The sequence below is a fragment of the Nocardiopsis ansamitocini genome (genome assembly GCF_030268225.1).
Taxonomy (GTDB): domain Bacteria; phylum Actinomycetota; class Actinomycetes; order Streptosporangiales; family Streptosporangiaceae; genus Nocardiopsis_D; species Nocardiopsis_D ansamitocini.
Genome location: NZ_BSQG01000003.1, coordinates 537,416 through 550,917, shown reverse-complemented (window position 1 = coordinate 550,917; position 13,502 = coordinate 537,416). Strand labels below are relative to the sequence as shown.

Genomic DNA, 13,502 nt, shown 5'->3' with positions numbered 1-13,502 from the left:
CACCCCGAACAATAGTGCGATCGGGGCGTGTGGCATAACCGTTACCGGACGAGCGTCAACGAACCGGAACAGGCGCGCGTCGGCTCCGTGCCTTCGAGCCGGGCCCTCCCGGTCAGCGGGGCGGCGTCCCGCTGAGGGGAGTGGCGAGAACCCTGGTCGTCCTTGTTCCATCGGCTGTTCCCGTCGATCGGGCGGGGACGGGGCAGCCGAGGCACCGCCCGGGCGCACACACCTCGCCGAGACACCGGGAGCAGTGCGGGACGCGGCAGTGACAGCCCCTGTGGTTGCCTTGGCCCACAAAACTCTCGGCAAGGAGCATCATGCGCTGGACCGTCCACTCCGAGAAACCGCTCTACCAGGACCGGTGGCTCGACATCCGTGTCGCCGACGTGGAGGTCACCGGCGGCAGGCACCTCGAACACCGGGTGATCCGTTCGGCGCCCGGCGCGGGCGCGGTCGTCATGAACGAGGCGAGCGAGGTGCTGCTGCTGTGGCGGCACCGGTTCATCACCGACACCTGGGGATACGAGATTCCGATCGGGGGCGTCGAGGAGGGCGAACAGCCCGCGGCCGCGGCCGCCCGCGAGGTGGAGGAGGAAACGGGCTGGCGACCTGGCCCGCTTCGGCCGTTGCTGTATACCCAGCCCTCAAGCGGGATCTCCGACTCGGCGCACCACATCTTCTTCGCCCGGTCCGCTGAGCATATCGGCGCACCGCAGGAGGACTGGGAGGCCGAACGCATCGAATGGGTCCCGTTGAACCGGGTGCCTGCGCTGGTGGCCGAACGCGAACTCGTGTCGGGAACCTCGATGAACGCGCTGCTGTACCTCGTGGCAACCGGCCTTGGCACGGCCCGGCCGGCCCGATCGGTCGTCGAGGAGACGGCGCCGGGCCACACGGGGTAGAGTCCACCGGCGCGGGCCCCGGGCGGCCCCGTGAGGCCCCCGGACGCCCTCGGAGGGTGAAGGGCCCCGGGCCCGCGCCGTTACGCCCCGGGCAACACGCCCCTGTGCCTTCGAGGCTCCACAGCGGCGGTGTCCTCGGCCCCGTAACGACGGAGCAGTTCGGCCTCGCGCTCTTCCACCGCTCCGGCGATGTCGTCGTTGAGCTCGCGGATGGCGGAGCGGTACTCCAGGACCCGGTCGCCGACACGGTCGGCCACTCCGCTGGGCCCCCAGGAGCGCGCGGTCCGGTTGAGCTTGTGCACGAGGTAGCCGCCGAGTGCGGCCCCCGCAACGAAGTAGATTCCTTTGCCGATCATGCGCGCTGCCTCCTGCGCCGGGTGCGGATCAGGGCGACAGCCCGACGACGGCCCAGTACCTGGCGCACCCCGTACGAGAGTGATGCCGCCTTGACGAGCGGGCCGGTGACCACCGAACGCGTGAGGGACGTCATCGTGGAGACGTCCTCGCTCGTGGTGGCGAGGTTGGCGGTGATCTCCTCGACCCGGTCGAGGGACCCGTTGGCGCGCTCGACCGTGGCCGTGACATCGTCGAGCAGCGGCCCGGTGCGCTCGCGCAGTTCTGACACCGCCTTGGTCGTCTCGGACAACAACCGAGTGAGCTTGATCAGGGCAACGCAAAGGAATGCGGCCAGCACCGCCCAGATCACGACGGCGATCAGGGCTGCGAGCTCTCCTCCGGTCAGCATGCGAACTCCGCTAACTGTTGGTTCGTTCGGACAGGGAACGAGCGGGAACGGCGCGGGCACCGCGTTGCCACGCGCTGGGCTGGTGAAAAGTCACGGTCGGTGACCGGGAACGCGGTCCTCGCGGTCGAGAGGAGCCGGACAGGGGGACACTACCGCCTCCGACCATCCGGAAACCCGTAACCCGGATAGCGCGTCCTAAACGTACGGCGCCACAACACGCGGTTTTCGTTACGATTGCGCAGCGCGGCTCCGCGCCTCCCGCTGTTTCCCCTCCCCCACGGCATCCCTTGAGACAGGACCACGATGAGCCGACGTTCCGAACGGACAATTTCCGTTCTGGTACCGCCCGATCTGGGCCCCATCGCCCCCGAGGACCCGCAGGCGATCGGCCCCTACGTGCTGGTGGGCCGCTTCGGATCGGGCCGCACGGGCACCGTCTATGCGGCGGTGAACCCCGCCGCGGGCACGGACTCCCTGCTCGCGGTCAAGACGCTGCCTCCCGCGCGCGTCGCCGACCGGAACGCCCGCGCAGAATTGGACCGGCGGCTGCGCGCACTGGCCGGAGTGGACGGCCGCTGCTACGTGGCGCCCGTCACCTTCGACTCCGCCGGCGATCCGCCTTGGCTGGCAATGCCCTACGCCTCCGGTATCCCCCTGGCGCAATACGCCCGAAAGCGCGGTCCCCTCACCCCCGGCCGGCTGATCGCGTTGGCTGCGGGGCTTGCCGAGGGTCTCTGCTCCCTCCACGCGCACGGCCTGTCCCACGGCGACCTGACCCCCAGCAACATTCTGCTCAGCTCCACCGGCCCGCGCATTCTCGACTGCTCCCTCCCCGGCGATCCCGAGTCGCTGCGGCGTTCCGCGGCGTGGCTCGGCCCGGAGCGGCACCACGGCGCCGCACCGAGTCCCGCATCCGACGCCTTCGCCTGGGGGGCGATCATCTCCTTCGCGGCGACTGGACGGTTGCCGTTCGGCATGGGCGAGCCCGCGGTCCTGGCTGCCAGGGTCGAGTCGGAAGCCCCCGACCTGGAAGGCGTTCCCTCCGAATTGCGGCCGCTGCTGGAGTCAGCACTGGCCAAGGACCCTGCCGAACGTCCCGATGGTCAAGAACTGCTGCGCGCCTCCATCCAACTGTGGGAGGAGGGGCTGGGCACCGTCGGTACCGAGGCGGGGCCCGGAACGGGCGTGACCCGGCTGCTGAACCGGGAATGGCAGGGCATCGTGGAACCTGCGCTCCTGCCCCGGGTGGTGCACCTGAACGAGCGTGGCAAAGGTAAGACCGGCAAGGCCGCGGCGAAGACTTCGGCCCTCCGGCCGGCAGCGTCGACGGCCACCGCCTCTGCCGCGAAGGCGCCCCGCAGCCGCGCCCTGCTGCTGACGGGTAGCGCCGTGCTGGGTGCTGTCCTGCTGGGCGGAGCGGCGTGGGCCGGGGTGGCCGCGTTCGGCGGGGGTTTGGGTACCGCCGCACCGCTGCCCTCCCCCAGCCCCTCTCCGAGTTCTTCCCCGACGCCGCCGCCTCCGCTGGACAGCGGGACGATGATGGTGCGCTTCGACGGCCCTGCGGAGAACAACCTGCTGGCCGGCCCCTGGCCTTACACGCCGGTGCAGGAGGTCGACCCCGACGCCGGGCTTCCCTCGTCCGAGGAGATCGTCACTCCGCAGGAGTGGAGCGCGCGGTGGACACCTGTCGAGGGTGCCGAAGAACCGCTGGAGGCGCTGATCGCCGCCGATGCCGAGGTGCTGTGCGCGCACTTCTGTCTGGCCGCCGGACAGGTCTACACCGACGAACAGAACCGGGGCACCTATACGGTGACCGGCCGCGACCTGGTCAACTACCTCAGTTGGGGTGATGTGGTGATCGCGGAGGCGACCTTCGGTGAGCCCGACCCCGAGACGGGGACTCCCTCGATCATTCAGGTCACCGAGGTGTACCCGCCTGCACCCTGACGTCCGGGGGCGAAAGGCGAAGGGGCTCGTCGCGCTTGCGCGACGAGCCCCTTCGTGCCGACGGTGACCGGTTTCAGTCAAGGAGCGGACACCCCGGGGGCCGGGCGTTCATAATCGGGGGATGCGGCTCTCTCCCCCGGTACTGCCCTGCACCGTGGCAGCGCTGGTCCTGTGTGCCTGCGGCTGCTCGGTGTCCGCTCCCGAAGCCACCCCCGCCTCGGCTTCGTCGCCCGTCACGACCGCCGTGACGCTGCCACCGCTGCCCGAGCAGGGCCGGGCGGTGGTCTTCCTTGCCTCGGAGGTGGAATCGGCGGAGACCCGTCCGCCAGGACGACTGGCGGTGAACTACCTCCAGGCGGAGGTGGTGGAGGAGGAAACGGCCTCGGTGGCCTACGGCAAGCCGTTGTGGGGCATCTCCGAGCAGGCAGTGGTCCAGTGGGCGCAGGTCCTGCCCGACGCCGACGTCAGGTGCGGGCTGCTGTGTGCTCCCGACTGGGTCACCGAGCCCCTGTTCGACCCCACGGGGTCGCCCACCTGGATCACCACCCCGGTGGACCTGGTGTGGTCGGTCAACGATCGTGCCGACCCGATCCCGGTCGAGATCACCTACACCACCGAGGACGACGGGACACTGCGGCTGTCCGCGGTCACCGAAGTCCCACAGATCGACGGCGGAGGGTGATCCCCAGCCTTCTCGTCACGGCCCTCGCCCTCCGCTGCGGGTGGGCACGGGACGGGCGGTGAACAGGCGCCGTTGTTCACAACGGACGCAGAACTCCCTTGATCCGCTCCAGCACCTCGCCGAACCGGCGCTCTGCCCCGTGCGTGGTGGGATGGTAGTACTGCGTGCCGTCCAGGGAGTCGGGGGCGTGCTGCTGGGCGACGACTCCGCCTGGATGGTCGTGCGGGTAAAGGTAGTCCTGGGCGTGTCCCAGTTCCTTCGCACCCTTGTAGTGGCCGTCGCGCAGGTGTGGGGGGACCGCTCCGGTCTTGCCTGCGCGCACGTCGGCCGATGCGGCGTCGATGGCGCGGACGACGGCATTTGACTTGGGCGCGAGCGCGATGTGGATGACCGCCTGGGCCAGGTTGATCCGTGCCTCGGGCAGACCGATCAGCTCCACGGCCTGGGCCGCCGCAACAGCCACCTGCAGTGCGCTGGGGTCGGCCATCCCGACGTCCTCACTGGCGTGCACGACGAGGCGACGGGCGATGAAGCGCGGGTCCTCTCCGGCCTCGACCATGCGGGCCAGGTAGTGCAGTGCCGCGTCCACGTCGCTGCCACGCATACTTTTGATGAACGCGCTGGTGACGTCGTAGTGCTGGTCGCCCGAGCGGTCGTAGCGCACCGCGTTTCGGTCCACCGCGCGCTCGACGTCGGCGAGGGCGATCTCCTCTCGCCCACCGGCGACCAGGGCCGCTGCCTCCAGATAGGTGAGCGAACGGCGGGCGTCGCCCCCTGCGAGACGGACCAGGTGCTCGGCGGCTTCGGAACTGAGGGTGTAGCGGCCTCGGAGCCCCCTGCCGTCGGTCAGTGCACGATCGACGACGGCACGGATGTCGTCATCGGTGTGGGACTCCAGGGTGAGCATCAGCGAGCGGGACAGCAGCGGGCTGATCACCGAGAAGAAGGGGTTCTCCGTGGTGGCCCCGATGAAGCTGACCCAGCGGTTCTCGACCGACGGCAGCAGTGCGTCCTGCTGGGTCTTGCTGAAACGGTGCACCTCGTCGACGAACAAGAGCGTGCGGGTCCCGCGCATACCGAGTTCGCGCCGTGCATTGTCGACGACGGAACGGATGTCCTTGACCCCGGCGGTGACGGCGGAAAGCTCCACGAAGCGGCGCTTGGTGGCTTTGCTGACCACGGTGGCCAGGGTCGTCTTGCCCGTACCCGGCGGCCCCCACAAAAGCAGGGACATCGGGGCGTCGTCCTCGACCAGGCGTCGCAGCGGGCTGCCCTGACCGAGGAGGTGGCGCTGGCCGACGACCTCGTCGAGGGTACGCGGGCGCATCCGCACCGCCAGTGGTTCCTGGCCGCGCTGGGCCTCGGCCCCGGCATCGTCGAACAGTGTTTCGGACACGTGTTCAGCGTAGGCGACCACGCAGAGCGGCGGGACGGCAACGGGCGAGCACACGCCACACGGAGGGATGAATGCCGCAAGATCCGGCTTCTGGGGCAGTATGGGACAGGGACTGTGCCATACTGCCCCGTTCCGATCGCTCCGAGGAGGTGACGTCGTGCAGCCGCTGGAGGCCACCGACCCTCTCCACGTGGGGCGCTACACCCTGCTCAATCGGTTGGGGGCCGGCGGAATGGGTCAGGTCTACTTGGCCCGCTCCCCGGGGGACCGGTTGGTTGCGGTCAAGACCGTGCACCGTCAATACGCCGCAGACGAGGAGTTCCGGATCCGCTTCGCGCGCGAAGTACTGGCTGCCCGGCAAGTGAGCGGCGCTTTCACCGCACCGGTGCTGGACGCGGATCCCGAGGCGGAGATCCCGTGGCTGGCAACCGCCTACATCAAGGGCCCCACCCTGCAGGCCGAGGTGGAGGCCCGGGGCCCCATGGCCGAATCCGAGGTACGGGTACTCGCGGCCGGCCTCGCGGAGGCACTCATCGATGTGCACCGGTGCGGTCTGATCCACCGCGATCTCAAACCGGCGAATGTACTGCTGGCCGAGGACGGGCCCCGGGTGCTGGACTTCGGTATCGCCCGGGCCGCCGACGGACTCGCCATCACCGGAACCGGGGTAACCGTGGGCACCCCCGGCTACTGGTCGCCTGAGCAGGTGGAGGGCCAGGAGTTGGACGCCAGGAGCGACGTCTTCTCCCTGGGCGCGGTCCTGGTGCTCGCGTCGAGCGGACGGCCCGCCTTTGGCACCGGAGCGGCGTTGACGATGCTCAAACGGGTCAGCACCGACCCACCGGACCTGAGCGGGGTGCCCGATTCGTTGCGGCCGCTCCTGCTGGACTGCCTGGCCAAGGAGCGTGCCGCCCGCCCCGATCCCGAAGAGATCCTGAACCGGCTGGGTGACGCACGCGGAGCCGCCCCCCTGTCCGGCACCGCCCCGGTCCCGGTGGGCGAGACTCCGGCTGTCGCCCCGACCCGACGGTGGGGCGAAGGCTCCGATCTCCAAGCCGCCGAGACGATGGCTCCGGAACGAACGCTGGCCGATATCGAGCGCCTGGTCAATGCGGACGCGGCCGGCAGCGGACGCGTGCCCGACGTCCGCGACGCTCCGGGCGAACCCGTGGACTCCGACGGGGACGACACCGAAACGGGGAAAGACCCCGAGAAGCCGGCGGAGGAGGCCGTCCCCGACGGTGAGACGTTCCAGGGAGCGCTGATCGGAATGCTCCTGCTGTTCGCGCTTCCGGTGATCCAACTGCCCGTGGGGTGGATGGCCTCGGCGCTGTGGGCATGGTTCACCCAGGCCACCCTGCTACCGGACTGGCACTACCCGGGGTTCTTCACCGCTGACGGCTTCCTGCACGCGCTCCGGCTGGGTTATCTGTTGGCCACCGTGGTTCCTGGCTGGTTCGTGCTGCTGGGAGCGGCCAGGAAGACGTTCAACCACGAGATGGGCCGCAGTGACTGGGGCGGTGTTCTGGGCGTGGTGATCTCGATGGTGATCGCGGTGCTGTTCCTGTTGGGCTGACCGGTCCGGGCGGACGTCCAGACGGGTTCAGGACGCGTCGGAGTCGATTCGGCCGGCACGGATACCGTGCACCCGGGCCACCGCCCACCACGCCAGGAGCGCGATCCCCCAGCCCAGCAGTGCACCGCCCATGGTGTCGGAAAACCAGTGAACGCCTACGTAGATCCGGCTCCACCCCATTGCCGCGGTGCAGACCAGCGACCCCACGAGTGCCCACGCCCGCCATTTCGGGGGGCAGACCGCCACAGCGGACATCGTGACGACCGCGGCGAAGGCGGTGTGCCCGGAAGGGTAGGACGGCGAGGCCATCACGACCAACTGCTCAAGCGGGCGGACGCGATCCACCACGGCCTTGAAGAACGGCACGGCCAGGAGCGAGGTGCCGGCCCAGGCCCCGACGACCAGGGCGATGGAATCCCACCGCCGCGCAACGGCCAACGGGAGCAAGAGCGCGACCAACCACACGGTCGCCAACGGCCACTGGCCGAAGTGGTGGAGGAAGAGGGCCACCGTGGTGAGCGCTCCGGTCTGGCCGGCTGCGACGGTCGCGGTGACGGCTTCGTCGCCGCGTTGGAACAAAGGCGCGCGGACATCGATCAGGAGCACAGCGCTCAGGGCCACGAACCCGAGCAGCAGGATGACGGCGGCCCAGCCGAGCAGGCGAGGGGATACTTCTGTGCCCGAGGCCGCGGGGGGCGGCACGGCTGATCGTTGTCTCATGAGTGACACCCGTACCCGGCACGGCACCGGTCATACCCAGCGGTTCCGCCCGACCGGGCCTCCCCGCAGGTCCGTGGTCAACGCATCCGGGCGATCAGGATCGCGATGTCGTCGCCGCGGCCGGCCGGCACGAGGTCGGCAAGGGAGGTGGCTGCCTGGTGCACGTCGGCAGCCATCGCCGACAGGGCGTTGCCGACCTCGGCCAGGCCGTCCTCCATGTGCACCTTGGAACTCTCCACCAGGCCGTCCGAACACATCAGCAGGGTGGCTCCGACAGCCAGCTCCCGGCTGCTGACGGGATAGGAGGCGTCGATGTCCACCCCGACCGGCGGGCCGGTTTCGGGCTCCCAGATGTCGAAGCCGGACTCGGTCGCCAGGACCACCGGCGGCTGGCCGGCCCAGGCGGCCTGCAGCTTGCCGGAGTCGAGGTCAAGGACCAGGTAGCCGCAGGTCGCGAAGACGATCTCTCCGGTCTCGCTGAGCAGCCGGTTGGTCTCGGTCAGCACCACTCCGGGGTCGCTCTGATTGGTGGCGTACGCACGGAACGCCATCCGGATCTGGCCCATCGCCGCGGCCGCCTCCACTCCGTGTCCCTGGACGTCGCCGACCAGCAGGCCGACACGGCGGCCTGGGAGCGGAATGGCGTCGTAGAAGTCGCCGCAGACCCGCCACCCCGCACGCGAGGGCAGGTAGCGCACGGCGACGTCGAGATCGGGGAAGTCGGGTGGCTGGGTGGGAAGCATACGGCGCTGGACGGCGTCGGCGAGTTCGAGTTCGGCCTGTTGGCGGTTGACACGTTGGAGCGCCTGCCCGGCCAGACCTGCCAGGGTCAGCATGAGGGCACGCTCGTCCGGGGTGGCATGGTGGGGCTGGGTCCAGGAGACCGACCACACCCCCAAGGCCACTCGGCGATCACCGAAGATCGGGACGATCGCCCATGACTGGGCGCTGGTGCGGTGCAACGACTCCTCGACGGCTGGGAAACGTTCGAGGACCTCGGCGCGGCTCTCGAAGAACCGGGGCTGGCGGTCCTGAATGACCGCGCCCATGGGATAGGAGGCGTCATGAGGGTCGCGGCCGTCGATCATGCGCACCGAGTCCCCGTCGGCGGCCGAGGCCGGGTAGAGCTTGAGGCGACCGTCGTCCAGGAGCATGACGCTTGCGTCGTCGCCACCGAAGATCGGAACGAACTCCTCGCTGAGCAGTCCGGTGACCTCTTCGACCGTAGTTGCGGAGACGAGTTTGGCGGCCAGTTCATTGACCTGGCGCCCCTGCGCGGCTTCGATCCGACGGCGGTCGGCCAGGCGCCGGACCAATTGGACGTGCTCGGTCATGTCGTCGATGATCCCGACGAGGCGGGGGCTCTCCCCGCCCACGTAGCAGCCGCGAGCGTAGAGCCAGCGCTCATCTCCGACCTGGTCGAACATGCGGAACCGCTGCTCGTAGTCGCGCCCCTGGTAGGACGCCTCCAACGCGTCGCGCAGCCGCGCGATGTCGTCGCGGTGCACTCGGGCAAGGCACTCTTCGAGGGTGCGGATGTCGCCGGCGAGCATTCGCCCCAGCGGTGAAGGACCGAAGAGTTCACCGAGTTCACCGTTGGTGAGGTCGAGGCTCCACAGCGCGGTGTCGGCGTCGCGCAGCCGAAGTTCGGTGACGACCCGCAGGGTCTCCTCGTCCCGCCCGACCTCGGAGAGCGAGACGATTGCTCCGTTGACGGAGTCGCTGTGCGCGGGCAGGGGACGCGGGGTGACGGTGGTGCGGCGCGGAGCGCCCTGGGTCGTCTGGAGGGTGAGGTCGGTGGCGGGACGGACGTCGGCAGGGTCGATGGCTGCCCGGTGCAGCTCCCACCCGCGCCCCTGATCGGTTTCGGTGAAGAGCTCGGGCCAGGCCCGGCCTGTCGCCGCGGCTGAGGTGAGTCCGGTGAAGCGGGTGAACGCCTTGTTCACCAACACGATCGCGCCGGCGTTGTCGGCGACGAGCATTGCAGCCGGGGCATGCAGGAACGCAGCACCGGCGGGGTCACCCATCTCCGCGGTGAAAGCGGCATCGGTTAATCCTCCGGAACCGGCAAAGCCGTCCGTGGTGCCGGTAGAACCGTTCACGTATAGATCATCCCTGTGTCGTCACGAATGCCCAACCTGTGAGTCGCGGGTCTCCCGAGAGCATCCGATTCGCCCTAGTTTAGCGATATGAGCGTCTGTCCAGGCAGGTGGGAGTGGTCGAACCGGCCGAAGGCGGACCGGGAACCATTCTGCCCGAACAGTACTTCGGACATCTCCATGAAAATGCAAACAAAGTACCGACAAGTGGATCGATCGTTCACAACCGAAGCAATATCGCCCGGAAAGTGTGCCGACCAGAGTTCCTCGGCACCAACCGGCGCCCCGGCGGGCGAGTTTCCACCTTAGCGGCTTGGCCGCACTCCCGTCCGGTGCTCAGGATCCGTGTTGGCACGGGTTCCCCGACGGCCACGGAAGCCGTCCTCTGGCGCGAATACCCCCAGGAGCGCTGCGACAGCCGAACACCGAGCACCCCCGGCGGAGAATCAACCGCCTGACCGCGAAGGGACAGGGACCGCCGAGCCCGGGAGAACCGTCAGCCCCGACAACCTCTTCCCATGCCACGAAAACGCAAAGCGGCCATACTCTTTATTTGCCCCAAAAGGCGCCAGGAAGGGCTTCAAAGGCAAAAAGCGGAAGGGTCGGAGGAATCCTGGGTCGGCTCTTCACGACTCCGGTCGCGACCGGACGGCCCCGGCCTGCCGTTCACGCCTCCCTGCACCGACAGCCTCCCCGATTCCCGTCCGACGGCCAGGAACTGCGCGAAACGAGAACCGGGGCCCAGCACCCTTGTGGCGCACAGACCCCGGTCACCTCACCTGTCAATGAAAACGCTTCAGGCGTCCTCGTTCTCCGGAACGAAGTCGACCCCGGCGTCGCGACGCTGCACAGGCGTGATCGGGGTCGGCGCCCCGGTCAGCGGGTCTCCCCCGGATGCCGTCTTGGGGAACGCGATCACATCACGAATGGAGTCGCCACCGGTCAACAAGGTAATGATGCGGTCCCAACCGAATGCGATGCCCCCGTGCGGAGGTGCGCCGAACTTGAACGCCTCCAGCAGGAACCCGAACTTCGACTCCGCCTCGGCTTTACTGATTCCCAGCACATCGAACACGCGCTGCTGAATCTCGCCGCGGTGGATACGGATCGACCCGCCACCGATCTCCGAACCGTTGCAGACCATGTCGTAGGCATAGGCCAATGCGCTGGCTGGCTCGGTGTCGAAGGTGGCCTCGAACTCGGGCTTCGGGCCGGTGAAGGGGTGGTGCACTGCGGTCCACCCCCCGTCATCGGTCTCCTCGAACATCGGAGCGTCGACAACCCAGAGGAAGGACCACTTCGACTCGTCGATGAGGCCAAGACGGTTGCCGATCTCCAGACGAGCCGCTCCGAGCAGTTCTTGGGATGCCCTACGTGCACCTGCGGCGAAGAAGACCGCGTCTCCCGCTTTTGCTCCCACCGCGGCCACGAGGCCGCTCTTCTCCGTGTCAGAGAGATTCTTGGCCACGGGACCGCCAAGAGACCCGTCTTCCTGGATCAACACATAGGCCAGTCCCCGCGCACCGCGCGCCTTGGCCCAGTCCTGCCACCCATCCAGCTGCTTGCGGGTCTGGGAGGCCCCGCCCGGCATGACGACCGCACCTACGTAAGGCGCTTGGAAAACACGGAACGAGGTGTCGGCGAAGACCTCGGTGAGTTCCGTGAGTTCCTGGCCGAAACGCAGATCCGGCTTGTCGGAGCCGAACCTGTCCATCGCCTCGTTGAACGGCATACGGGGCAGCGGCAGCGGGATCTCATAGCCCACGACCTCGCTCCACAGCCGGGCTGCCAACTGCTCGCCCAGCGCGATCACATCTTCCTGGTCGACAAAGCTCATCTCGATGTCGATCTGGGTGAACTCCGGCTGGCGGTCCGCCCGGAAGTCCTCGTCGCGGAAGCAACGGGCGATCTGGTAGTAGCGCTCCATGCCGCCCACCATGAGCAGCTGCTTGAACAGCTGGGGGGACTGAGGGAGGGCGTACCAGTGTCCGGGCTGGAGTCGCACCGGGACAAGAAAGTCGCGGGCGCCTTCAGGCGTGGAACGGGTGAGGTAAGGCGTCTCGACATTGACGAAGCCGTGCTCGCGCATGACGTCGTGGACGACATAGGTGGCCTGGGAACGGGCTCGCAGGGCAGCCGAACGTTCTGGGCGCCTGATGTCGAGGTACCGGTAGCGCAACCGCGCCTCCTCCGACACCTCCTGGGAGCCGTCCAGCGGGAAGGGCAGTGGGGCTGCCTCGCTCAAGACCTCGATCTCGGTGGCCACGACCTCGATCGCCCCGGTCGTGATCTCGGTGTTCTCGTTGCCTTCGGGGCGGACCCGGACGGTGCCGGTGACCTTGATGCAGTATTCCGAGCGGAGGTCGTGGGCGAGGTCGTCCTCGCGCACCACGACCTGGACCACGCCGGACGCCTCGCGCAGGTCCAAAAAGACGACGCCGCCGTGGTCACGGCGGCGTGCCACCCAGCCGGCCAGGACTACGGTCTCGTCGGCATGCTCGGCGCGCAGCGTGCCCGCGTCATGCGTGCGGATCAACGGGGTTCTCCTTCAACGGTTTAGGACTGTCTCATCTTGCCTGACATGCGCGGTCTCCGGTTACTCAGGAGGGCAACCGGTGCCGGTATCTCGTCTGGGCATGAGCGGCGAGTCCGAACCCGCGTGCGGTGCAGTGCTGGTCATCATTCTTCACGATCGTGCTGAAACGGAAGCGCAAGCGCCCTAGAGGTCGCGCAGGAAGGGATTGGTGGCCCGCTCCTGGCCGATGGTCGTCCGGGGCCCATGGCCGGGAAGGACCGCGGTGTCGTCGTCACGGGACAGGCAGACCCGATCGAGGCTGCGCAGGATCTCGGCGTGGTCGCCGCCGGGGAAGTCGCTGCGTCCGATCGAGCCGGCGAAGAGGAGGTCTCCGGTGAACATCACCGCCGGGGCGTCTCCCGTTCCGGGCACGGTGTAGGTGACCGATCCGGGGGTGTGTCCGGGAGCGTGATCGACCGTGAACTCCAGGCCCGCGAGCCTGACGACCTGGGTGTCGGCTACGGCCACAAGATCGGACGGCTCCCCGGGAACCTGGCCTTTGAACAGGTCGAGCAGTTGCGCGGCCAGACCGGGATCGAGGCCGCGGCCAGGATCGGTGAGCAGTGCACGGTCGGCGGGGTGCAAATAGGCCGGGACGGCGTAGGTCTCGCACAGCGACGCCGCGGACCAGACGTGGTCGAAGTGGCCATGGGTGAGCAACACCGCATCGACGGTCAGGCCGTGTTCGGCGACCAGCCCCGCCACCCTGTCGACCGCGTCCTGTCCGGGATCGACGATCACGCATCGCCCTCCCGCGGCGGACGCGACCACGTAACAATTCGCGGCCAGTGGTCCGGCGGGAAAGTCTGCGATGAACACGGTGAGCGCCGACCTCGTTTCTTGACGACTGCGGGTGC

At 68.6% G+C, this 13,502-nt stretch carries 11 protein-coding genes; 4 read left to right on the top strand and 7 right to left on the bottom strand.

Annotation, left to right across the window (positions count from 1 at the left end):
* The first annotated feature begins 320 nt into the window (after positions 1-320).
* A complete protein-coding gene (locus QSJ59_RS12190) occupies positions 321-905 on the top strand; it encodes an NUDIX domain-containing protein (RefSeq protein WP_285759500.1) in 585 nt (194 codons plus the stop codon).
* 80 nt (positions 906-985) lie between these two features.
* Here QSJ59_RS12190 and QSJ59_RS12185 read toward each other — a convergent pair whose 3' ends face one another.
* Both QSJ59_RS12185 and QSJ59_RS12180 read right to left on the bottom strand, forming a co-directional pair.
* Entirely contained in the window at positions 986-1,261 is a 276-nt protein-coding gene (locus QSJ59_RS12185; RefSeq protein ID WP_285759498.1) for a DUF6167 family protein, read from the bottom strand.
* Positions 1,258-1,650, bottom strand: coding sequence for a DUF948 domain-containing protein (locus tag QSJ59_RS12180; RefSeq protein ID WP_285759496.1), 393 nt, complete (start codon positions 1,648-1,650; stop codon positions 1,258-1,260). Before QSJ59_RS12180 ends, QSJ59_RS12185 begins: the two co-directional genes overlap by 4 nt.
* Positions 1,651-1,953: 303 nt before the next feature.
* Between QSJ59_RS12180 and QSJ59_RS12175 the strand changes: the two genes are divergently transcribed.
* Positions 1,954-3,597, top strand: a complete 1,644-nt coding sequence (locus QSJ59_RS12175) for a serine/threonine-protein kinase (RefSeq protein ID WP_285759495.1) — start codon at positions 1,954-1,956, stop codon at positions 3,595-3,597.
* Positions 3,598-3,718: 121 nt separating this feature from the next.
* Positions 3,719-4,279: a hypothetical protein gene (locus QSJ59_RS12170; RefSeq protein WP_285759494.1), complete on the top strand. Its 561-nt coding sequence runs from the start codon at positions 3,719-3,721 to the stop codon at positions 4,277-4,279.
* A gap of 76 nt (positions 4,280-4,355) precedes the next feature.
* Here QSJ59_RS12170 and QSJ59_RS12165 read toward each other — a convergent pair whose 3' ends face one another.
* Positions 4,356-5,675, bottom strand: a complete 1,320-nt coding sequence (locus QSJ59_RS12165; RefSeq protein ID WP_285759492.1) for a replication-associated recombination protein A — start codon at positions 5,673-5,675, stop codon at positions 4,356-4,358.
* A gap of 157 nt (positions 5,676-5,832) precedes the next feature.
* Here QSJ59_RS12165 and QSJ59_RS12160 point away from each other — a divergent pair, with 157 nt between their 5' ends.
* Complete coding sequence (locus QSJ59_RS12160; RefSeq protein WP_285759491.1) at positions 5,833-7,251, top strand: serine/threonine-protein kinase; 1,419 nt, start codon at positions 5,833-5,835, stop codon at positions 7,249-7,251.
* A 27-nt stretch (positions 7,252-7,278) separates the two neighbouring features.
* Here QSJ59_RS12160 and QSJ59_RS12155 read toward each other — a convergent pair whose 3' ends face one another.
* The 4 genes from QSJ59_RS12155 to QSJ59_RS12140 form a co-directional block, all read right to left on the bottom strand.
* A complete protein-coding gene (locus tag QSJ59_RS12155) occupies positions 7,279-7,971 on the bottom strand; it encodes a phosphatase PAP2 family protein (RefSeq protein ID WP_285759489.1) in 693 nt (230 codons plus the stop codon).
* A gap of 77 nt (positions 7,972-8,048) precedes the next feature.
* On the bottom strand, positions 8,049-10,073 hold the full coding sequence (locus tag QSJ59_RS12150) for a SpoIIE family protein phosphatase (protein ID WP_432707470.1): 2,025 nt from the start codon (positions 10,071-10,073) through the stop codon (positions 8,049-8,051).
* Positions 10,074-10,866: 793 nt separating this feature from the next.
* Positions 10,867-12,606, bottom strand: coding sequence for an aspartate--tRNA ligase (gene aspS, locus QSJ59_RS12145; protein ID WP_285759488.1), 1,740 nt, complete (start codon positions 12,604-12,606; stop codon positions 10,867-10,869).
* Between the two features lie 183 nt (positions 12,607-12,789).
* Entirely contained in the window at positions 12,790-13,464 is a 675-nt protein-coding gene (locus QSJ59_RS12140) for an MBL fold metallo-hydrolase (protein WP_285759487.1), read from the bottom strand.
* Positions 13,465-13,502: the final 38 nt, after the last annotated feature.